This is a genomic window from Pandoraea norimbergensis, from assembly GCF_001465545.3.
Lineage (GTDB): Bacteria > Pseudomonadota > Gammaproteobacteria > Burkholderiales > Burkholderiaceae > Pandoraea > Pandoraea norimbergensis.
The window spans coordinates 193,304-215,368 of record NZ_CP013480.3 but is presented as its reverse complement, the minus strand read 5'-3'; the positions used below and the strand labels follow the sequence as shown (position 1 = coordinate 215,368).

The window sequence follows — 22,065 nt, the reverse complement described above, 5'->3', positions numbered from 1 at the left end:
GTGCGCCAAACCGGCGACGCGCGTCGGCGAGTGACGTCGCATACGAAAACACCCCGAAGACCAGATCGATATCCGGCGTTCGGGGTGCGGCTTTTACGTCGACCGGGCGCGAACATCACGCGCCCGAGTCGCATTTCCACGATGTCGCGTTACGGCTTGATATACGCGTAGCCCTGTTGTTGCAGACGCGTGAGCTCCACCACGCCCGACGGCGTGAAGTCGGCCTCAAGCACGAACTGGTCTTTCGTGAGATTGCGCTGCTTCATGGTGATCTCGCACACCTCGAACTTCACGCCACGGCCATGCAGTGCGGCGACGAGCGGCCCGACGGTCGCGGCATCCTTGTAGTTGCTCATCAGGAAGTCAACGCCCTTCGCATGCGCGACGACCACGACATCGGTATCCGGGACCGTATCGAGCTGATTGCGGATATTGCGCAGCCCGGCGAGCGCCTGACTTTCGGCGTCATTGATGTGGTACACGACTTTGTCTTTCGCAAACGCCGACGTGGCGGGCAAAGCAAACGCCGTCAACAGCAAAGCGGCGAACAAGCCGCGCAGAAGCGATTTCATTTTGAGTTGTCCCCTATGAGTTACGGTGTGCAACTCGCATCATATCGCGATGGCGCCGTTCAGCCGTGATCGACGTCCGCGCGGCGGAGCTGGCCGAAGAACGCACCCAGCCACGCCTTGTCCGGTGGTGCATACGGCGGCGGGACGTTCAGCGATGTGTAGGCCAGCGGCGAAGCGACTTGCGATTCGTATGACGGGGGCAAGTCTTTGTCGACGGCGGGTTCGGGGCGTCGCTCGTATGCAGCGGGAATCGCTGCCCGTCTTGCGCTGGGTGGCGTCCAACCGGGTTGCACAGCCAGATTCCCGCGTCTGCCGTCCTGATTTCGCGTCCCTCCGCGGGCGTGTCTGTCGGGTGCCGCGCGAGGGGCCTCTTCGGCGTCCGGCATGCGGCGTACGGATGCGAGATCGGTGCGTAGTGCGTCGCGCAGGACCGCACGTCTTTCGTACGATGCCGGGGGCGGCACGATCGTCGACGTTGCGTCGATTTGCAATGGTGGCAAGCCAACCCGGCGCAGATTCAGCGCTTGATTCAAATCCCGCACGATGTCAGGCGGGACGCCGCCGCCGTTTCTTTCATTGTCGACCGGCGCCCATCGAAGTTCGGTAACAGATACTCTCGTCATGATTCTTCCAGAAGTGAAAAAGCCCGCCAGACTCAGGATCTGGCGGGCTCACACTTTCGGATGTCTCACGACGGGCTGCCCCGGCTTTCGACGGATGCTTTCGAATTCGCGTCTCGGTAGGTCAGTGCCCACCGAATTCGGAAAGCTCCCACCTAAAACTTGGCAAGCTTCGGCTCGTTTTCGCGGGGGCTTCGCGGCACCGTTAATGCGTTACGCCGTGACTTCCGACCAGCAGTTCGGTGTCTCGTACAAGCGCAAACGCACCAGTCGCAGGTCGCGGCCGTAGTGGGCGTCGAATACGCCGCTCAGTTTGTCAAACGCGGCGGCCGCGAGGTTCTCGACCGTCGGCACGCGATCGAACACGACCGTCTTGTGGTCGGGCATCGTCGCCAGAAAATCGCGCACGGCCGTATCGCCCTCGTACACGAGGAACGCGTGATCCCACACCGAGACAAGGTGCTCGTTGGCGAGTGCTTTCACGTCGGCAAAATCCATCACCATGCCGTTGTCCGACGCGCCGCTCTCTCGGCTCACCTCGCCCGCGAGCGTGATCTCGAGCACGTAGCGATGCCCGTGCAGGTTGCGGCACTGGCTGCGGTGGTCGGGAATGCGGTGGCCCGCATCGAATTCAAGTTTCCGGGTAATCGTAATCACGGCAACGGCTCAGGGAATATTCAGGTATTTGTGCGTCTGCATCGACAGCGACCAGCGCGGATGCGACTTGCAATAATCGATCGCCAGCTTCGTATTGGTGTCGCGCAGCGGACCATCCATCGGCTGGAGATAGAAGTGCGTGAAGTCGAGCGTCTCGTATTCGGCCAGACGCTGGCGATCCTGCGGCACTACCACCTTCAGTTCGTCGCCACGCGTGACGACCAGCCCGGCATCGGCCTTCGGGCTCACGCACACCCAGTCAATGCCTTCGGGCACCACTTGCGTGCCATTGGTCTCTACAGCGATGCGAAAGCCCTCGGCATGGAGTGCCGCGATCAGCGGGGCATCCAGTTGCAGCAGCGGCTCACCGCCCGTGCAAACCACGAAGCGATGCGCGCGGTCGCCTTCCGGCCACAACGCCACGATCTGCGCCACGAGGTCGGCCGGCGTGCGGTACTTGCCGCCGTTCTCGCCATCGGTACCGACAAATTCGGTATCGCAGAACTGGCATACGGCCTCGGCACGGTCCTCTTCGCGCCCGGTCCACAGGTTGCACCCCGCAAACCGGCAGAACACCGCCGGGCGGCCGGCATTCGCGCCCTCGCCCTGCAAGGTGTAGAAGATTTCCTTAACCGCGTACGTCATGATGCTCTCGATTCTTGATGGATCAGGCCGCGCCGTGCGTCTGATGATTATCCGCGTCATTACCGCGCGCACGCCACTGCTCGTAGCCGCGCTGACGCAGTTGGCACGCCGGGCACTCGCCACAGCCGTAACCCCACGGATGCAGCACGCTGCGCTCGCCCAGATAGCACGTATGCGTGTCTTCACGCACGGTTTCGACCAGCAGGTTGCCGCCGAGATCCTGCGCCATCTGCCAGGTGTCGGCCTTGTCGATCCACATCAGCGGCGTCTCGACGATAAAACGCTGGTCCATGCCCAGGTTCAGCGCGACCTGCAAGGCCTTCATGGTGTCGTCGCGGCAGTCGGGGTAGCCCGAGAAGTCCGTCTCGCACATGCCGCCCACGAGCACGCGCAGGCCTCGGCGATAGGCGATCGTTGCGCCGATCGTCAGAAACAGGATATTGCGGCCCGGCACGAACGTGTTCGGCAGGTTGTTGGCCGCCATCGCGATGGTGGTCTCACGCGTGAGCGAAGTCTCACTGATCTGCCCCAGGATCGACAGGTCGATCATGTGATCGTCGCCCATGCGCGGTGCCCAATGCGGGAAGCGCTGGCGCATCTTGGCGAGAACGTCGGTGCGACACTCCAGCTCGACGCTGTGACGCTGGCCATAGTCGAAGCCCAGCGTCTCGACGCGCGCATAGCGCGAGAGCGCCCACGCGAGGCAAGTGGTCGAATCCTGTCCACCGGAGAACAGAACCAGAGCGGAATCGGTGCTTGTCGTCATGATCTTGCGCTAGCAGTATCAGTATCGCCCTCGCCGTCAGGACGACGGGGGCCGGGCACGCGATTCAGGCTACCGGGGCAGCCCGCGTGCGGGAGAGGGTCACGCGACATAACGCAATCGGCGCAATATCAGCGGGGCGTTATACCCCTCATCGGGGCGCGTTTCCGTGAAACGCAAAAAGGGCTTGCGCTGTGCGCAAGCCCTTCGAATTTGGTGGCCTGGGTCGGAATCGAACCAACGACACGCGGATTTTCAATCCGCTGCTCTACCAACTGAGCTACCGGGCCAAGAGAAAAGCGATTATAGAGAGCCCTGATGATTTTCGCAAGCCCTTTGTCGAAAAAACCTGCGGGAATTGCGCGCCGGCCGCTCGACGCCCCGGACTTTCGCCGGTGACCTCAGGTCTTGCTCTTGGAAAGCTCCACACCCAACTGCTTGAGCTTGCGATACAAGTGCGTGCGCTCGAGTCCCGTCTTCTCGGCCACACGCGTCATGCTGCCGTGTTCCTTCGCCAGATGATAAGCAAAGTACGCGCGCTCGAAGGCATCGCGCGCTTCGCGCAGCGGTACGTCGAACGAGATGTCTGCGGCGAGTCCTGCACCACCGACGCCCACGGCCCCGTCGGCATCATGAGCACCCAACGGCGCGTGCACCGTGGTGCCGTTCAGGCCCGTTGCCGCGTGGCGGGGTTCGCTCTCGCCGAACACGCCGGTCTCGAGCTCGTCGTCGGCGGCATCGAACGCGCTGGGCGCTCCGCCGACGGCGTCGCGCTTGCCGCGCACGAGTCCCTGCTCGACCGCTTGCAGCAATTTCTGCAAGGCAATCGGTTTTTCGAGGAAGTTGAGCGCGCCGATCTTGGTCGCCTCGACGGCGGTGTCGATCGTCGCGTGACCCGACATCATGATCACCGGCATGGTCAGCAGTTGCTGTGCCGCCCATTCCTTGAGCAATGTCACGCCGTCGGTATCGGGCATCCAGATATCGAGCAGCACGAGGTCGGGGGTATGCGCCGCACGATAGGCGCGAGCCTCCTGTGCGTTCTCCGCCACCTCGACGACATGCCCCTCGTCGCTCAGAATCTCCGAGAGCAGCTCCCGGATTCCCATTTCGTCATCCACCACCAAAATGGTTGCCATTTACGCTACCTTCGTGTGCTCTGCCGGCTTGTTGCGCGACAGATCCTGGTCGTCAGCCAATTGAGTAAACAAGATCGAAATCTGTGCTCCCGCACTGCCCTCACCTTCGGGCAACGTGCGATTGCGGATGTCGATGCGCGCCTGGTGTTCGTCGATGATCTTCTTGACCATCGCCAGACCGAGTCCCGTGCCCTTTGCCTTGGTCGTCACATACGGTTCGAATGCGCGGGTCAGGATGCGTGCCGGGAAGCCCGGCCCATTGTCCGTGATCGTGAGACGCACTGCCGTGCGCTTCGGTTCTCCGGGAGCCGCGTCCGTACCTGCGTATTCTACTGTCTTCGTTTCCACAGTGATAAGAGGGTTTTCGGTTCCGCTCACTGCATCTTGAGCATTTTGCAGCAGATTATGGATAACCTGCCGCAATTGCGTCGAGTCGCCCCGAATTTCCGGCAGGTCTGCACCGAGGTAGGGACGGATCGCACCACGCCCTTCATCCACCCCGTACAGCGTCAATACCTCACCGATCAGCTCGTTGAGTTGCAGCGAATGCATGATCGCCGGCGGCAGGCGCGCGTAATCGCGGAAGTCGTCGACCATGCGTTTCATCGCCGCGACCTGATTGACGATGGTCGTCGCGCCGCGCCGCAGGAATTCGGCTTCGGCCGGCGGCAACTTGTCGGACAGCTTCATCTGCAAGCGCTCGGCTGAGAGCTGAATCGGCGTGAGCGGGTTCTTGATCTCGTGCGCAAGACGCCGCGCGACCTCCGCCCACGCCACCGAACGCTGTGCAGAGATCACGTCGCTGATGTCGTCGAAGACCACCACATACCCGCCACCCGAGCGCGTGGGCACCCCCGCCACCGCCATCGCCGGCTCGGGCAGATGCGAGCCGCGCACGAGCAAGGTCACCGAATCGGTTTCGCCGGGCAACGTCAGGCCGATCTGTTGCTGCCAGTGACCGCCGGGGCCGAGATCGGCATTGGCATCGCGATCGGCAAACGCCCGGCGCAACGTTTCGCCAAACTCCACGAGGGCCGGAATGTGCGAAGGCGAACGATTCAATTCGCCCTGGAAACTCTGTTTGAAGATGCGTTCAGCCCCCGAGTTGGCCGTGGTCAGCCGGAAATCCCGGTCAAACACGAACACCCCGGCCGTCAGGCTCGACAGAATACTTTCCAGGTGAGCCTTCGAGCTTTCGAGCGCCAGCCGGTTGCGATCGACCGTGGCGCGCGCATCGGAGAGTTGCCGCGTCATCGCATTGAATGCCTGCGTGAGGAAGCCCAACTCGTCGTTGGTACGCACTTCGCCCTTGGGCGAGAGATCGCCCGCAGCCACCTCTTGCGTGCCGCGCGCGAGCAGGAACAGCGGCCGCGCCAACTGACTCCCGAGCGCCAGCGCCAGCATCATGGCCACGAACGTGGCGAGAAACAGCGATAGCGTCAGCGTGCCGATATACATCTTGCGCAGGCCGGTCCGGCCAAGCGCCTTCTCCTGGTATTCACGATAGGCGTTCTGCACCGCCTCGGCGTTCTGCGCCAGATTGGCGGGCACCAGTTGCGTGACTTGCAGGAAGCGCTCTTCGTCTTGCAGCGAGGACGTGTAGCTCGAGGGAATACGCAACACCACGCGCCAGCGTAACTGGTCGTCCGAGGTGTGCCGGTCGTAGCCCTCGCCGCCACCCTCGATGGCCGTGTAGCCGCGCGACTGCGCCCTCGCCTGACGCAGCATCAGCGGTGTGGGCAAGTCGGGCACCAGCGCGTTGAAGTTGCCCGACGCGGAGGCGAGCACACGGCCGTTGCCGTCGACGATCGTCGCGTCCTGCAAGCCGAACTGGTCGCGCATGCGCAGCAGCGTAAGCGTGCCGCCCTTGTCGCCGCCCGCGGTGAGATTGTCCGCGACGAGTTGCGCCTTGGCGCTCAGATCGGACAAGCCGTTGTTCAGAATCGCGCGGCCGAGTTCGAGCCCGGAGTCGAGCGCGGTTTCCACACGCACGTCGAACCACGACTCGATACTGCGCGAGACGAATTGCAACGACACCAGATAGATGATGCCGCCCGGCAACACGCCCACCAGCGCGAAGAAGATCGCGAGCTTGGCGAGCAGGCGCGTGCCGAAGCGTCGCTGGCGCAGGCGCACCAGAATGATCCAGATCAGCGCGCCGACGATGAAGACGAAGATGATCGCCACCGCGATGTTCGCCGTGTAGAGCAGCGAATAGTAGCGATCGAAGAATTCCGTGTTGGCGGAGGCAAGCGCGAGCAGGCCGAAGAGGCCGATGGCGACCAGCGCCATCGTGACGATCAGCGTGCGAATGACAATGCGCTTGAGCAGGCCGCCGCCGTTGTTACTTGACACGAGACGCCCCTGGCGGCAACGCCGCGCTGAACGCCAGCGGCAGACGGCCGGTAAGACGCGCGACGGGACTCGACGCGGTGTCCTCGTCAGAAGGCGAGGCCAGCAATGTAATCGGGAGTGCCGGCGCGGCCTTGGCAGACGACGTGCCCGACGCGCTGGCGGGCGCATTGCCCGATGCCGGCGTCGGCGCAACCGCAGGCGCCGCAGAAGCCATCGCGTTTGCGCCCCCCGCCCCCGGCAGGCTGGCTGACGCAGGCGGTTGGGGTGGCGAGAAAAGGAAGCGCGCCCAGTCTGAGCTCAGGTTCCAGTCACGATTGTTCACCGCATCGATCTGGAACGGCTTGGGCATCAGGGCATTGTCGAGCCGCATGCGCACCGACGCCTGATATTGCGTGCCGGGCTTGACCACGCCTTTCTCGATGACGCGCCAGCCACTCACGTTGCGCACCAGCGCCATCGCCTCACGCAACGAACTGAAGCCGAGTTGCAGGCCGCTGTTGCTGCTGTTGCCGTTGTTGCTTGAGACGCGATACTGGCGCGTCAGCGGCTGGAACCACAGCCGCACACTCTGCGAGTTGGTGACGACCTTCTCGTCGAACCAGTACCAGCGCGAGCGGGTGAGTTCGAAGTCGGTCGTGAAGTAGAGGGAGATACCGCGATTGACCGCGTCTTCCAGGCTACTGTTGAGTTCGAACGCGAAGCGCGCGTCAAGCGTCCACCCACCCTCGGAGGATTCGAGCCGGGCTTCGCGCACCTGAATTTCGTTGTCGGCACGTGCGGGTCCCGCAAAGCCGAGCGTAACAACGCACAGCAGCGGCAGCAGGCAGGCCAGTAGCCGTTGGGAGAAAGTCACCGTTTCTGGAAGCGAGCGTAATAGAAGCCGTCATGGGCGCCGCCAGGGGTCATCAGCAATTGCCCGGGAGCGTCCAATCGTACCGCATCTGTGCGAACCCGTTCAAACCATTGCGCCTGCTGTTCGTTTTCCGATGGGAAGATCGAGCAGGTGACGTAGACCAGCTCGCCACCGATGGCCAGCGTTTCCCACAGCGACAGCAAGATGCGCTGCTGCTCGGCCACCAGCGCCGGGATGTCGTCGGCACGGCGCAACCAGCGAATGTCCGGATGCCGGCGCACGATACCCGCCGCCGAGCACGGCACGTCGGCCAGAATGCGGTCGAACGGGACGCCGTCCCAGCCACCACCCGACCACTTGGCCGGATTGCCCGCGTCGCCGATGCGCACGTCGGCCGACAACCCGAGGCGCTCCAGGTTTTCGTAAATGCGCGGCACGCGGGTGCGGTCCGACTCCAGCGCCGTGACCTGCACGTCGGCGAGTTCCAGCAGATGACCGGTCTTGCCGCCCGGCGCTGCGCACGCATCGAGCACTCGCATGCCGGCCTGCGGATTCTCACCGAGCACGAGCGGGGCAGCCAGTTGGGCCCCCGCGTCCTGAATCGACACCCAGCCTTCGGCAAAGCCCGGCAGCCGGTCCACCGGCACCGCTTGCGCGAGGCGCAGGGCGACCGGGCCAATCACTTCGGACGCCATACCGGCGAGCGACAGACTCTCCTGCATGGCCGCCACGCTCACGCGTCGCGTATTCACACGCAGGGTCATCGGGCCCCGGCTGTCGCCAGCGGTGAGCAACGTCTCCCATTGGTCGGGATACGCGTCGCGCACGGTGTTGATCCACCACGTGGGGTAGTTCCAACGGGCTTCGGGCTGTTTGGCGATCTGGGCCAGCAACGCCTCGCGCTCGCGCAGGAAGCGGCGCAGCACGGCATTGGCCAGCCCCTTCGCGGCAGCGGTGCGGCGTTGCGCGGCAATGGCTTCGACGGCCTGATCGACCACAGTAAATTCGGTGTACGCAGCGTCTTCCACAGGGTCTTGCAGCAGCGCGAGTGCGCACAGCAGGATGTCGCGCACTCGCGCCTGCATCGCGGGCTTGACCAGCACCGCCAGCAAGGCGCGGCTGCTGCCGAGACGGCGCACGGTGCGGTAAGCCAGATCCTGTGTGGCGGCGCGGGTGCCCGGGGCACACTGTGCGGTCGCCTGTGCGAGTGCCTGCGGCAACGCCATGCCCTTCTGGACAGATTCGAGGGTTTGCGCGGCACGTTGCAGCGCGTACGCCAGAGATTCGGTGGGCAGAGTGGCTTGCGGCATGGGCTTTCTACAAACAAATATGCCCGCGCGACGGCGGGCATATGGGGCTATCGGACGGCTGTCGGGCGACAGGATAGCAGACTGACAGCCAACGGACGGTGACCCGCAGGACACCGTCGGGCCATGCGCGGTCAGTCCTCACTCACGGGGTTCGCGATGGTTGGCGTTGGTTCTCGTACCGGTGCGCCCCGATCTGACGCTGATCTGACCCCGGGCTCAGACCGGATATTGTCCGGTGCGTGCCATCTCCATCAAGCGTGCAATACGCTCTTCAGTGGCCGGGTGCGTCGAGAACAGATTGGCGATCGCACCGCCCGAGAGCGGGTTCATGATCATCATCTGCGCCGTGGCCGGATGCTGCTCGGCGGCCTCGAACGGAATGCCCTGCGCAAAGCGATGAATCTTGTCGAGCGCCGCCGCCAATGCCTGCGGATCGCCCGAAATCTCGGCACCGCCACGGTCGGCCTCGAATTCACGCGCCCGCGAAATGGCCATCTGGATCAGGGAGGCGGCCAACGGCGCGAGAATCGCCACCGCAATGCTCGCAATCGGATTGCTCGGACGGCCATTCTGGTCGCGTCCACCGAAGAACATGGCGAAGTTGGCCAGCGCCGAGATCGCACCGGCCATGGTGGCCGAGATGGTCGAAATCAGAATATCGCGGTGCTTCACGTGGGCCAGTTCGTGCGCCATCACGCCGCGCAGTTCCCGGTCGGAGAGCACCCGCAGAATGCCCGTGGTCGCCGCCACGGCCGCATTTTCCGGATTGCGGCCGGTCGCGAACGCGTTGGGCGCATCTTCATTGATCAGATACACCTTCGGCATCGGCAACCCGGCGCGTTGCGACAACTCGCGCACCATGTTGTAGAACTGCGGTGCGCTGGTCTCGTCGACTTGCTGCGCGTTGTACATGCGCAGCACCATCTTGTCCGAGAACCAGTACGAAAAGAAATTCATCGCGAGCGCAACTGCCAGCGCGAGCATCATGCCCTGCTTGCCGCCGATCATGCCGCCCACCACCATGAACAACGCGGTGATGGCCGCCATCAGCAGGGTGGTCTTCATCCAATTGAACATGGTGTTCTCCTCTGCAAATCTGGGTGACCTGAGGATTGCACGCACTTCGCGTGTCCTCGGGCGTTAGATGAGGCAACTCATCGAAAATTCAATGTCCGCAAGCAAATTGCGCGCCATTTCCGTGCGGTTACCGCTGCTTGCCGACGCTTTCACCGATGTTTGCGGGTCGTTTATCGAATTTTGAAGAATAAAACCCGCAATTGACTTGCCGATGTCAGGCGTCGAGGTCAGGCATCGCTGCCCGGCACGGCGTCGAATGTGTCACCCGGCGCGATGGCAAACCCTGCGAGAAACTCGCGCACCGGAAGTCGCTTGCCGCCCGGCTTCTGGCATTCGGTCACGCTCAGCGCGCCTTCGCCGCAGGCGATGACCACGGCGTCAGCGCTCACTTCGAGCACGGTACCGGGCGCCGCACCGGCCTTGCCGTCGACGGCATTCGCACGCCAGAGCTTCACGGCCGTGCCGCGCAGGGTGCCCAGCGCACCGGGGAACGGATCGAACGCCCTCACTTGACGTGCCAGCGCTTGCGCCGGACGGCGCCAGTCGAGCGCCGCTTCCTGCTTGGCTATCTTCTCAGCATAGGTCACGCCGGCGTCGGGCTGAGGCTCGGCCGGCAATTTACCGTCACGCGCGAGTTGGCGCAGTGCGTCTACGATCAGCTTGCCGCCCAGCGCCGCCATGCGGTCGTGCAACGTGGCCGTGGTGTCCTCGGGGCCGATGGGTTCGGCTTCGCGCAAGATCATGGCGCCGGTGTCCAGACCCGCGTCCATCTGCATGATGGTGATGCCCGTCTCGGCATCGCCCGCTTCGATCGCGCGGTGAATGGGGGCTGCACCGCGCCAGCGTGGCAGCAACGACCCGTGAATGTTCAGGCAGCCGTAGCGCGGCAGATCGAGCACTTCCTGCGGCAGGATCAGGCCGTAAGCCGCCACCACCATCACGTCGGGCGCCAGCGCGCGCAGTTGGTCGATGGCAGCAATCGCCGCTTCCGGGTACTTGCCGTTACGGCGCAGCGACGGCGGCTGTGCGACCGGCATGCCGTGCGCTTCGGCGTAGCGTTTGACCGGGCTCGCTTGCAACTTCATACCTCGCCCTGCCGGTCGATCAGGTTGCGTGAGCACCAGCTCGACAGGAAAACCCGCCGCATCGATGGCGGCCAGCGCGGTTTGTGCAAATTCCGGCGTGCCGGCGAATACGATACGAAGCGTCATGACGAATGTTCTCCTGCCTACTGCTTGAGGACTTGGGGGGCGTGGGTTGGCGTAGCGCCGTGGCAGCGCTTTATTGACGCAATGGCGTCAGGGTAACGCCGGGCGCGACCAGCAGGCGGAAACGCTCATTGGTGTCGCCGGCCCGGCCGCCCTGCCAGATTTCGCGCCACCCGGCGGGGGCGTCGATCCGCGCGGCCGCCTTGTCGAGCACCAACAGTACCCGACACTCGGACGCCTGCGCCAGACTCGGCAGTTGCACCGGGCGGATAGCGACGAAGTAATCGAGCATCGCGCGCTCCGATTCCCCCACGTTGAACGAGCCGACACAGTTGCCGTTGAGTGTTCCACCCGCGTCGACGAACGTCGTCATCATCGCAACGAACGGCGTGCGGTAGCTGCGCGCCTCGTTGATCCACGGCAGCAACAGCGTCGAGAGCGTGCCCCACACGAACATCAATCCGGCGAAGCCGAACACGAGTGCGCCGAGCTGACGGCGGTAGACGATGGCCGCCACCCACAGGGCGGCGATGATCACCGCGCCCAGCACCAGCCCGGGCGAGAACGGCAGCACGTAGTCGAGCGGCAGCCATTTGCCGATCGGGCCTGCGGCCACATGACCGTGGCCGCCGAGTTGCAGCCCCCAGCGCACCCAGAGGAACACGCCCAGCACGCTCATCAATACCAGCGCGACGATCGACCACGTCCTTTCGAGCCAGTTCGGCAAGCGCACACCCGCTCCGAGCACGCCGAGCGCCGGGAAGATCGACAGCATGTAGATGTCGCGAATGGCCGACGACGTCACGAGCGTGAGCACGAACAGCACGACATACAGCCACAGCATGGCCAGTTCGGGGCGCTCGGTGACGAAGCGGCGCAGGCCGCCACGTCCAGCGCCGCGGCTTTCAGCACCGCTTCCAACGCTGCCTTCATTACAGCCACGCAGTTGCGCAACCAGCGCCCCCACGGCGAGCCAGCCTGCCGGGAAGGTCAATGCCAGCAGGCTCCGGAAGTCGCTCCAATACGACTTGCGCTCGCCACCCAGATGGACGAAGCCGAAGAAGCGGCCGAAGTTGTTGTCCCAGAACCATTCGATGAAGAGCGGCTCGGAGGCACGCCAGAACAGCGCCGGCCAGATGACCACCCAAGGTAGCGCCGCCAGCACGGCCCAACCGAGCGCAGCGGCATAACGACGCGTGCGGTAGGCCGGCAACGCGAACGCAGCCAACGCGGTGAGGCCGAGCACGCCGGGCACCAACAGGCCTTTACTGAGGAAGGCGATGCCCGCGCCGGTGCCGAGCAGCAGGCCCCAACGCCACGACGAGGCCGTCGGTCTGGCCAAACGTGCGAGCGCGAACAGTGCCAGTGCAGCACCGGCCATTTGCGGCACGTCGGCGGTGAGCTTGTGGATGTTTTCGATGGCCCCGAAGCTGCCCACCATCAGCATGGGTGCGAGCCAGTTGAATTGGTTGGCAGTGCCGGTATTGGATGTCGACATCGGCGCGTGCAAACGCTGCGCGAGTCGGGCCACGCAGAACACGGCAATCAGAAGCCACGCCAACACGGCCAGTTGGGCGCCTTGAAACACAGGTAGCACGGCAGACGTGAGGCGCGCGAAGATCGCACCGGTCCAATACATGACGGGGGGCTTTTCGACAAACGGATCGGCGCCCACACGCGGCACGATCAGATCGTGGCCACGGAAGAAGTTGAGCACCATGCCAACCGAATACGGCTCGTCGGCCTTCCAGGGATCACGGTCGAACAATCCTGCAAGCAGGAAAGCGAAGAGGAGTGCGGCGCTCAGCCAATAGATCTTGCGGCGACGGGACGATGTTGAAATCGATGAGGCCGACGATGCCGACGAAGCCGCCGACGAAGCATTAACGATGGACATCCGGGAAAACCGATCGGGTTGGGCCCGACGGTAAACGTCCCGTTGACGTCCCGTCGCAGCAGGGTTTCGCGCCAAGGCTGGCGCAAAAATTCGCTGCAAGTATAGATGACTTTACTGCGTGCGCCATCTCAGGCGGCGAGCGTCTGACGGGGTGAAATCCCCTTCAGACGCCAATATCCCGCTGGGTGCTGCCTGGCACTCGCTTGGTGCTCGGCGGGCGTTCGCTTGATGCGGTTGGATGCGGCTTGAAGCCAATTACGCGCGCTCGACCTGCTTTTTCATCTTCTGCTTGATGCGGTTGCGCTTGAGCGGCGAGAGGTATTCGACGAACACCCGGCCCTTGAGGTGATCCATCTCGTGCTGAATGCACACGGCAAGCAGGCCATCGGCATCGAGCTCGAACTTCTCGCCTTTCTCGTCGAGGGCGCGCACGCGAACGCGGTCGGCACGCTCGACTTCGTCATAGATGCCGGGCACCGACAGGCAGCCCTCTTCGTAGACTTTCTGCTCGTCGCTGCGCCACACGATCTGCGGGTTGATGAACACCCGCAACTCGTCACGCGTTTCGGACAGATCCATCACGATGACTTGCTCGTGCACGTCGATCTGCGTGGCCGCGAGACCGATGCCGGGGGCGTCATACATGGTCTCGGCCATGTCTTTGACGAGTTGACGGATGCGGTCGTCCACTTCGGCCACAGGTTTGGCCACTTTGTGCAGACGCGGATCGGGGTATTGAAGAATATTCAGGAGTGCCATGGTGAAAACGGGATATCGCCGCATTGCCATCGGGGTTCACGCCAACTCACAATCGAGCGATGGCGAAAACACGTCGCGACGTACGCGCCGCAGGCTTCGCCAGCCTTGGCCCCCCGGTCAATGCTTACCGGATGATGAAAAATTTTAGCACAGCGCCCCTCTCGCCGCTGGCGGGCGGCGCCGCACTTCCCGTGTCAGACGGGCCTCGGCGCGAAATTGCGGCCACTGACGCCTCCGTCAACGCGAACGAGGCGGGAGGTGCCGCCATCGACGCTTCACAGATCGGGGCCGGCACGGAAGATATCAAGGCATGGCTGCGGCTCTGCGCCACGCCACAGGTGCCGCCCGCTGCCGTGCGGCGTCTGCTGGCGGCGTTCGGGCTGCCTGATGCGATCTTTCGTGCGACACCCGATGAGCTCGCCCGCGTGGTGCCACACGAGATCACGGTGCGGCTGCAGGCACGCCCCTCTGCGGTGCTGCGCGAGCTGATCGACCGCACCCTCGACTGGGCCGCGCGGCCGGGCTGCACCGTGCTGACGCTGGCCGAGGCGGACTATCCGCGCGCGTTGTTCGACCTTGGCGATGCCCCGCCCATGCTCTATTGCTGCGGTGACGCCACGCTGGCGAACCGCGCCGGGTCAGCGGCAGTGGCCATTGTCGGCAGCCGCCTTGCCTCGCCGCAGGGCCGGGAGAACGCGAGACGCTTCGCGCGGGAGTTGGGTGAGGCGGGCGTCACCATCATTTCCGGGCTCGCGGCGGGCATCGACGCGGCAGCCCATGAAGGCGCACTGGACACGCCCGGCGGGACCTGCGCGGTCATCGGCACCGGACCGGACAGCGTCTACCCCGCTCGCAACCGGGCGCTGGCCGAACGTATTGGCGGTTCTAGCGCCAACGGCCTCGTTATCTCGCCGTTTCCTGTCGGCACGCCACCCCGGCCCGCGCATTTCCCGCAACGCAACCGGCTGATCGCGGCACTTGCCCGGTGCACGCTGGTCGTCGAAGCCGCAACGAAGTCGGGATCGCTCATCACGGCGCGTCTGGCGGGCGAGCTGGGGCGCGACGTCCTCGCCGTGCCCGGTTCGATCCATGCACAGCAAAGCGCGGGTTGCCACGCGCTGATTCGCGACGGCGCCACACTCGTCACCTCGCCGGACGACGTGCTTGAGGCGCTTGGCCTGCCGGGGAACACGGCAGCCTCGCCGCCGGTCTATGGCCGGAGGGTTCCGCCGACAACCACAACGGCCAAGCCCATTCCAGCGACACCCCGGACGCCTGCACGACCGAACAGACCGAATAGATCGAATAGATCGACCGAGTCGACCGGATCGCCCCGACGGCCCCAACAGGCAGGCCCCGCCATACGCCGACCCACCGGACTAGCCCCGCCTGCCGCAGCGATTCTCGAAGCGCTGGGTTATGATCCGTCGAGCGCCGACACGCTTTGTGCGCGCACCGGGCTGAACATCGTCACGGTCCTCCAGCAACTGAGCGTGCTCGAACTCGACGGCTGGATTGCACGCGCGCCGGGCGCCTGTTTTGTCCGTCTGACGCCGCAGGCACCCGCGTGACGATGTCGAGCCGACCGACTCGACCGGCCGGCGCGACCACCCCCAAAAACCCAGATACCCCCGACACCCCGATACCATGCCTGTTCTCGACCCTGTCGCCGATCGTTCCGCGCTTGCCACGGCACTGGCCGACGGCCAGACGCGTCTGGTGGCCTGCCTGTGTGCGGCGTGGTGCGGCACCTGTCGCGAGTACCGCGAGGCGTTGGAACAACTGGCGGCCAGCCATCCGCAACTGTGTTTCGTCTGGGTGGATATCGAGACGCACGCCGACTGGCTGGACGACCACGACATCGAGAATTTTCCGACCCTGCTCGTGCAGGACGCCCACCAAACCGGTGAAGAGGCACGGTTTTTCGGGCCCCTGCTGCCTGCGATCGGCATTCTCGAGCGCATGCTCGACGCCGGTGTGCTGGGCGACACCCGTGTGGCAGCACCCGCGCTGCGTGCCCACCTGCTCGGCTGACGCCCCGGTGCCCCGCTCCGGGTACCTGCGACCTTGCCGCCGGCCTGCGACGCGCTTATGATGTGCCGCTTTCGGGGCCGCCTTGTGCCCGATCCGACGGCAACGCCGGATTCGCTATATGTTATAAAGCCAACGAATGTCGCTTGGCGACACCCCCTCTACATTACCTAACGTCATGTCAAAAGCTCTGATCATTGCCGAGAAACCGTCCGTCGCGAATGACATCGCGCGGGCGCTGGGCGGCTTTACCAAGCATGACGAGTACTTCGAGAACGACGATTACGTCATCTCGTCGGCGGTTGGCCACCTCGTCGAAATCGGCGCGCCGGAAGACTATGAAGTCAAACGCGGCAAGTGGAGCTTCGCCAACCTTCCCGTGATTCCCCCCCACTTTGACCTCAAGCCGATCGCCAAGAGCGAGTCGCGCCTGAAGGTGCTCACCAAGCTGATCAAGCGCAAGGACATCGACCTGCTGATCAACGCCTGTGACGCGGGGCGCGAAGGGGAACTGATTTTTCGTCTGATTGCCCAGCACGCGAAGGCGAAGCAGCCGGTAAAGCGTCTGTGGCTGCAATCGATGACGCCGCAGTCGATTCGCGATGGCTTCAAGCGCCTGCGTACCGACGAAGACATGCTGCCGCTGGCGGATGCCGCCCGCAGCCGTGCCGAAGCCGACTGGCTCGTGGGTATCAATGGCACGCGTGCCATGACCGCCTTCAACAGCAAGGGCGGCGGCTTCTTCCTGACGACCGTGGGCCGCGTGCAGACGCCGACGCTCTCGATCGTGGTCGAGCGGGAAGAAAAGATTCGCAAGTTCGTCTCGCGCGACTATTGGGAAGTGCGGGCCGAGTTCGTCTGTGCGGCCGGGTTCTACGAAGGCCGCTGGTTCGATCCGAAGTTCAAGCGCAACGAGTTCGATCCCGAGCAGCGCGACTCGCGTCTGTGGAGTGTGGCGGCGGCCGAATCGGTCGTGGCGGCCACGCGCGGCAAGCATGGCACGGTGACGGAAGAGTCGAAGCCGACCACGCAGCTCTCGCCGCTGTTGTTCGACCTGACGAGCTTGCAGCGTGAGGCCAACGGCCGGTTCGGCTTCTCGGCCAAGAACACGCTCGGTCTGGCGCAGGCGCTGTATGAAAAGCACAAGGTGCTGACGTACCCGCGTACCGACGCGCGCGCCCTCCCTGAAGACTATCTGGACACCGTCAAAGAGACGATGGCCGTGCTCAAGGAGAGCAACAACTATCACCAGTTCGCCAATCAGGTGTTGGCCAAGGACTGGGTCAAGCCGAACAAGCGGATCTTCGATAACAGCAAGATCAGCGATCACTTTGCCATCATCCCGACGCTGCAAGCGCCGAAGAACCTGTCCGAGCCGGAGCAGAAGCTGTACGACCTCGTGGTCAAGCGCTTCCTGGCGGTGTTCTTCCCCGCCGCCGAGTATCAGGTGACGACGCGGATCACGGAAGTGGTCGGCCATCACTTCAAGACTGAAGGCAAGGTGCTCACGCAAGCCGGCTGGCTCGCCATCTACGGCAAAGAATCCGCCGGTGAAGGCAAGGACGGCAAGGAAGACGCCCCGACCCTTGTGCCGATCGCGAAGGACGAGAAGGTCGGTGTCGACAAGGTCGAATCCGTTGGCTTGCAAACTAAGCCGCCGGCGCGCTACAGCGAAGCCACGTTGCTCTCGGCGATGGAAGGCGCTGGCAAGCTCGTCGAAGACGGCGAACTGCGCGAGGCCATGGCTGGCAAGGGGCTCGGCACACCAGCCACGCGTGCGGCCATCATCGAAGGCTTGCTCGGCGAAAAGTATCTGATCCGCGAAGGCCGTGAGTTGCATCCGACGGCCAAGGCGTTCCAACTGACGACGCTCCTGCGCGGGCTCGGCGTGGACGAACTGACGCTGCCCGAACTCACCGGCGAATGGGAAGCCAAGCTCTCGCAGATCGAGCGCGGCGGCCTGAAGCGTGACGAGTTCATGCAGGAAATCGCGCAGATGACGCAGACCATCGTCAAGCGCGCGAAGGAATACGATTCGGACACGATTCCCGGCGACTACGCGACGCTCAGCACGCCCTGCCCGCATTGCGGCGGCGTGGTCAAAGAGAACTACCGTCGTTTCGCCTGTTCGAATTGCAGCTTCTCGATCTCGAAGATCCCGGGCGGACGTCAGTTCGAAATTCCGGAAGTCGAAGAGCTGCTCAAGAACAAGACGATCGGGCCGCTGTCGGGTTTCCGCAGCAAGATGGGCCGTCCGTTCTCGGCCATTCTCAAGCTCTCGCCCGACGACGAAATGGGCTACAAGCTGGAGTTCGATTTCGGTCAGGACAACGGCGACGAAGACGGGGAAGCCCCGGACTTCACTGGTCAAGAGCCGGTCGGCAAGTGCCCGAAGTGCGGCGGTCGCGTCTTCGAGCACGGCATGCGTTATGTGTGTGAAAACGCCGTGGCCAACCCGAAGTCGTGCGACTTCACGTCGGGCAAGGTGATCTTGCAGCAGGAAATCTCGCGCGAGCAGATTCACAAGCTGCTGACCGAAGGCAAAACCGACCTGCTGACGAACTTCAAGTCGTCGCGCACGGGCCGCAACTTCAAGGCGTATCTGGCCCAGCAGAAGGACGGCAAGATCGGCTTTGAATTCGAGGCCAAGGCGCCGAAGAAGACGGCCGCCAAGGCGGCGGATGCCGAAGGCGATGAGGGTGGTGACGAGAAAGCGGCCGCACCGGCACGCAAGACCGCCGCTGCCAAGGCCCCGGCGAAGAAGGTTGCTGCCAAGAAGGCCCCGGCAAAGAAGGCGGCGGCGAAAACGGCAGCCAAGCCGACCAAGGCCGCGGCTGGCGATGCCTTTGACGACGACGATGCGCCGTTCTGATCGACTGTCTGTCGCGTATTGACTGTCACGGTCAATGAAAAACGGCCACTTCCTCACGGGAGTGGCCGTTTTGCTTTTGGGGCGCGGTAGCGCTCGCTCAGACTGTCATACCGGAATTTCGGCGTTCGGCGTGGTCGGCGACGGCAGCTTGGGCGGCACCCAGCGCTCGGCGGCCGAGATGCCCTCGTTCTGACGGAAGTACTCGACCGTCAGGTCGATGAAGCCACGCGTCTTGGCCGACAGATACTTGCGGCTCGGGTAGACGAGCGAGACATCGATCGGCGTTTGCGTAAAGTTGCGCAGCAGCGCGACGAGATCGCCGTCGCGGACATCGTTACCCACCAGATACGACGGCAGGAACGCAATGCCGTGCCCGAGCAGCACCGACTGACGCAACAGCGCCGTGTTGTTGCAGATGAACTTGTTCTGCACACGCACGCGCACTTCGCCTTCCGGGCCCGAAAACACGCGGTCATCGCTCCAGAAGTCGTTGGGCAGCCCCAGCACGCCGTGCTCGCTCAGTTCCTGCGGCGTCACCGGCTCACCGTGCTCGGCAATGTAGGCCGGCGAAGCGCACAGCATCACGCGCGTCTCGGCGAGCACCCGCGAGATCAGGCTTTCGCTGTTGATCATGCGGGTCAGCAGAATGCCGCAGTCGTAGCCTTCTTCGACCAGATCGATCGCACGATCGGTGAGCGTGAGGTCAACCACGACCTTCGGGTGCATTTCCTGATACTTCTTGATGAGCGGCGCGAGGTTGCGCAAACCGAACGACACGGGGGCAACGACCTTCAGGGTGCCCTTCGGATCGCGTGAAGCGCTTGAGATCAGGGCATCGGCCTCGTCGACTTCGTCGATGATCTGCCGGCAGCGCTCGAGATACACTTGCCCGGCACCGGTGAGCGAGAGACTGCGCGTGGTGCGGTTGAGCAGGCGAACGCCGAGATGCGACTCCAGTTCTGCGACGTGACGTGTGACCACGGCGGCGGACAGATCCATCTGAGCGGCCGTACGGGCAAAACTCCCGTTATCGGCCACCTTGACGAAAACGCGCATCGATTGCAGACGGTCCATGTTGTTTCCAATCGTGATGTGCCGCGTCGTTCCGGCGAAGATGCGTTGCGCACCTGCGAGCATGGGGGCGAACCTGCCGCTACCCACAACCGTTTCCGATGGGTAGTTGCGGGTCGTCGGGGCACCGGTCGGCCCGCCGCCCCGGAACCTTCCGGGGTGGGCCGCGTACGTGCCGCCAGGGCCGTCGACGCGGCGGGGGACTTCGATAAGGCGCTAGCTTACCGTAGGCAGCCGAAATTTGCCCGACGTGGCAATGATTCCGGTGCAGTTCTGCCATGCGGCGCGTGCATGCGTGAGCATGACAGGCGCGCCCGGCATCGCGCATTTGCCCCGCATCCGACCCCGTTTTGCCCTGTAAAAGCGCTGAATGCGACCAAATGTCGCAACTTCAGGGCTTGAGCGCACGGTTTGACGCAGGTCACGGCTCGACCGGCATCGCGTGGCTAGAGTGGGGCATCACTCTCGTTTCAGGCTTCGTCATGCAACCCCACCCCACCCTGTCGACGCCACGCGCCGAGGACGCCCCTGCCCCCGCCACCGAACGCAAATGTCAGGGGACGTGTCCCTCCTGCGCTTCGCGTGGCTCGGACGCTTCTTCGAACATCGCACCGGCCACCTCCGCTATCATTGCGCCGCCCCCATCGAAGACGCCCCCGCTGCGCGTCGACGCCCGCCTGCTCGGCCGCTACGACGTCAACGGGCCGCGTTACACCTCGTACCCGAGCGCACTGCAATTCCACGACGACTTCGGTACGAGCGATTACGCCCGTGCGGCGGCGCAGTCCAAGCGCTCCGGCAAACCGCTTTCGCTCTACGTGCACGTGCCGTTCTGCGACACCGTGTGTTTTTACTGCGCCTGCACCAAGATCGTCACCGGCAACCGCTCGCATGCCGACGCCTATGTGGCACGCCTGCACACTGAGATTGCCCGTCAGGCATCGCTGCTCGGCGCGGGGCGTACGCTCGCGCAGATGCACTGGGGCGGCGGCACCCCCACGTTTCTCTCGCTGGAACAGATTGCGTCGCTGGTCGATACCATCCGCCGTCAGTTCGTGATGGCCCCGGACGACACTGCGGAATACTCCATCGAAATCGACCCGCGCAGCGCCGGGCCAGCATCGATTCGCGCGTTGCGCGCCCTCGGCTTCAACCGTCTGTCGATTGGCGTGCAGGACTTCGATCCGCGCGTGCAGCAGGCCATTCATCGCGTGCAGCCGCGCGCCTTGGTCGAAGCCACGCTCGATGCCGCGCGCGATTGCGGGATTCGTTCGGTCAATTTCGATCTGATTTACGGGTTGCCGCATCAAACGCCAGCGTCGTTCTCGAAGACGCTTGATGCGGTCATCGAGATGGCCCCTGAACGGCTGTCGGTATTCAGCTACGCGCATCTGCCGCAGCAGTTCAAGATGCAGCGCTGTCTGCCGGACAACCTGCCGGCCGGTCCGGAAAAAGTGGCGTTGTTACAGACGATCATCGCGCGGCTGACCGCAGCGGGTTACGTCTACATCGGCATGGATCACTTCGCACGCCCCGACGACGAACTCGCCCGCGCACAGGCGGCGGGCACGTTGCATCGGAATTTTCAGGGCTACAGCACGCGCGCCGATTGCGATCTGATCGGTGTGGGCATGTCGTCCATCGGCCGTGTAGGCGACAGCTACGCGCAGAACGCCAAGACCCTCAAGACGTACTACGAGGCCATCGATGCGGGGGGATTGGCCATTACGCGAGGTGTGCGGCTCACTGACGACGACCGGCTGCGGCGCGATGTGATCTCGCGCCTGATGTGCCATATGTCGCTGAACTTCGAGGTGATCGAGCAGGCGCACGACATCGACTTCGTGGCGTACTTCGCTGCGGAGCTGGGTGAGTTGGCCGACCTCGCCGAAGACGGTCTGGTCGCCATCGATGCGCGCGGCTTGCGCGTGCTACCGGCCGGGCGGTTACTCGTGCGCGTCATCGCACAGGTTTTCGACAGCTATCGGCGCAGTGCGGCGAATTCGCGGTGCGCAAAGGTGATGTGAGGCGATGCTAGCAGCAGCGCCCGCCGCTCTTGCCGCCGTAGCGTGCTTCCTGACGTTCGCGGAAGAACGCCTCGTAGTCCATGACCGGCTTGTCCGGATGGGTGGCCTGCATGTGCGCCACGTAGGTCCCGTAATCGGGCAGCCCGACCATCAGGCGCAGACTCTGCCCGAGATAACGTCCCATCTTGCCGACATCTTCAAACATGGCG

At 63.9% G+C, this 22,065-nt stretch carries 18 protein-coding genes, 1 tRNA gene and 1 pseudogene; 4 read left to right on the top strand and 16 right to left on the bottom strand.

All coding sequences use genetic code 11. The features are described from left to right. Positions 1-149: 149 nt before the first annotated feature. The 14 genes and pseudogenes from AT302_RS00875 to def form a co-directional block, all read right to left on the bottom strand. Positions 150-572 (bottom strand): DsrE family protein, encoded by a 423-nt coding sequence (locus tag AT302_RS00875; protein ID WP_058376787.1) that lies wholly within the window; start codon positions 570-572, stop codon positions 150-152. A gap of 59 nt (positions 573-631) precedes the next feature. Then, positions 632-775 (bottom strand): hypothetical protein, encoded by a 144-nt coding sequence (locus tag AT302_RS27460; protein WP_157125645.1) that lies wholly within the window; start codon positions 773-775, stop codon positions 632-634. A gap of 630 nt (positions 776-1,405) precedes the next feature. Continuing rightward, the gene (gene queD, locus AT302_RS00865) at positions 1,406-1,849 is read right to left on the bottom strand and encodes a 6-carboxytetrahydropterin synthase QueD (protein WP_058376785.1); all 444 of its coding nucleotides are present in this window, start codon (positions 1,847-1,849) and stop codon (positions 1,406-1,408) included. Positions 1,850-1,858: 9 nt separating this feature from the next. Then, on the bottom strand, positions 1,859-2,494 hold the full coding sequence (queE, locus tag AT302_RS00860; RefSeq protein WP_058376784.1) for a 7-carboxy-7-deazaguanine synthase: 636 nt from the start codon (positions 2,492-2,494) through the stop codon (positions 1,859-1,861). Between the two features lie 22 nt (positions 2,495-2,516). Further along, complete coding sequence (gene queC / locus AT302_RS00855) at positions 2,517-3,260, bottom strand: 7-cyano-7-deazaguanine synthase QueC (protein WP_058376783.1); 744 nt, start codon at positions 3,258-3,260, stop codon at positions 2,517-2,519. Positions 3,261-3,471: 211 nt separating this feature from the next. After that, positions 3,472-3,547: transfer RNA gene (locus tag AT302_RS00850), tRNA-Phe, on the bottom strand. Positions 3,548-3,658: 111 nt separating this feature from the next. Further along, positions 3,659-4,396: a response regulator gene (locus AT302_RS00845; RefSeq protein WP_058376782.1), complete on the bottom strand. Its 738-nt coding sequence runs from the start codon at positions 4,394-4,396 to the stop codon at positions 3,659-3,661. Beyond that, positions 4,397-6,688, bottom strand: a complete 2,292-nt coding sequence (locus AT302_RS00840) for a sensor histidine kinase (RefSeq protein WP_058380008.1) — start codon at positions 6,686-6,688, stop codon at positions 4,397-4,399. It lies immediately after the preceding gene. Between the two features lie 331 nt (positions 6,689-7,019). Then, positions 7,020-7,604, bottom strand: a pseudogene (locus AT302_RS00835) (DUF4390 domain-containing protein); the annotation flags it as partial. Next, positions 7,601-8,914 carry a 16S rRNA (cytosine(967)-C(5))-methyltransferase RsmB gene (rsmB, locus tag AT302_RS00830; RefSeq protein ID WP_058376781.1) on the bottom strand — a complete coding sequence of 438 codons (1,314 nt, stop codon included), beginning with the start codon at positions 8,912-8,914 and terminating at the stop codon, positions 7,601-7,603. The gene rsmB and the pseudogene AT302_RS00835, both read right to left, overlap by 4 nt. Before the next feature lie 216 nt (positions 8,915-9,130). After that, the gene (gene htpX / locus AT302_RS00825; RefSeq protein WP_058376780.1) at positions 9,131-9,991 is read right to left on the bottom strand and encodes a zinc metalloprotease HtpX; all 861 of its coding nucleotides are present in this window, start codon (positions 9,989-9,991) and stop codon (positions 9,131-9,133) included. A 227-nt stretch (positions 9,992-10,218) separates the two neighbouring features. Next, positions 10,219-11,202, bottom strand: a complete 984-nt coding sequence (gene fmt, locus AT302_RS00820; protein ID WP_058376779.1) for a methionyl-tRNA formyltransferase — start codon at positions 11,200-11,202, stop codon at positions 10,219-10,221. Between the two features lie 70 nt (positions 11,203-11,272). Then, positions 11,273-13,096, bottom strand: a complete 1,824-nt coding sequence (locus AT302_RS00815; RefSeq protein WP_058376778.1) for an ArnT family glycosyltransferase — start codon at positions 13,094-13,096, stop codon at positions 11,273-11,275. A gap of 255 nt (positions 13,097-13,351) precedes the next feature. Further along, a complete protein-coding gene (gene def / locus AT302_RS00810; RefSeq protein ID WP_058376777.1) occupies positions 13,352-13,855 on the bottom strand; it encodes a peptide deformylase in 504 nt (167 codons plus the stop codon). 131 nt (positions 13,856-13,986) lie between these two features. On the opposite strand from def, the gene dprA reads away from it, so the two are divergent. The 3 genes from dprA (at position 13,987) to AT302_RS00795 (ending at position 18,758) form a co-directional block, all read left to right on the top strand. After that, positions 13,987-15,426 (top strand): DNA-processing protein DprA, encoded by a 1,440-nt coding sequence (gene dprA / locus AT302_RS00805; protein WP_237172036.1) that lies wholly within the window; start codon positions 13,987-13,989, stop codon positions 15,424-15,426. Positions 15,427-15,502: 76 nt separating this feature from the next. Continuing rightward, a complete protein-coding gene (locus AT302_RS00800) occupies positions 15,503-15,889 on the top strand; it encodes a thioredoxin family protein (RefSeq protein WP_058376775.1) in 387 nt (128 codons plus the stop codon). A 175-nt stretch (positions 15,890-16,064) separates the two neighbouring features. Next, positions 16,065-18,758, top strand: coding sequence for a DNA topoisomerase III (locus tag AT302_RS00795; protein WP_058376774.1), 2,694 nt, complete (start codon positions 16,065-16,067; stop codon positions 18,756-18,758). A 105-nt stretch (positions 18,759-18,863) separates the two neighbouring features. On the opposite strand, the gene AT302_RS00790 is transcribed toward AT302_RS00795, so the two are convergent. Next, complete coding sequence (locus AT302_RS00790) at positions 18,864-19,832, bottom strand: LysR family transcriptional regulator (protein ID WP_058380007.1); 969 nt, start codon at positions 19,830-19,832, stop codon at positions 18,864-18,866. A gap of 377 nt (positions 19,833-20,209) precedes the next feature. Here AT302_RS00790 and hemN point away from each other — a divergent pair, with 377 nt between their 5' ends. Then, complete coding sequence (hemN, locus tag AT302_RS00785) at positions 20,210-21,856, top strand: oxygen-independent coproporphyrinogen III oxidase (protein WP_237172035.1); 1,647 nt, start codon at positions 20,210-20,212, stop codon at positions 21,854-21,856. A gap of 7 nt (positions 21,857-21,863) precedes the next feature. On the opposite strand, the gene AT302_RS00780 is transcribed toward hemN, so the two are convergent. After that, positions 21,864-22,061 (bottom strand): YbdD/YjiX family protein, encoded by a 198-nt coding sequence (locus tag AT302_RS00780; protein ID WP_058376773.1) that lies wholly within the window; start codon positions 22,059-22,061, stop codon positions 21,864-21,866. Between the last annotated feature and the right edge of the window lie 4 nt (positions 22,062-22,065).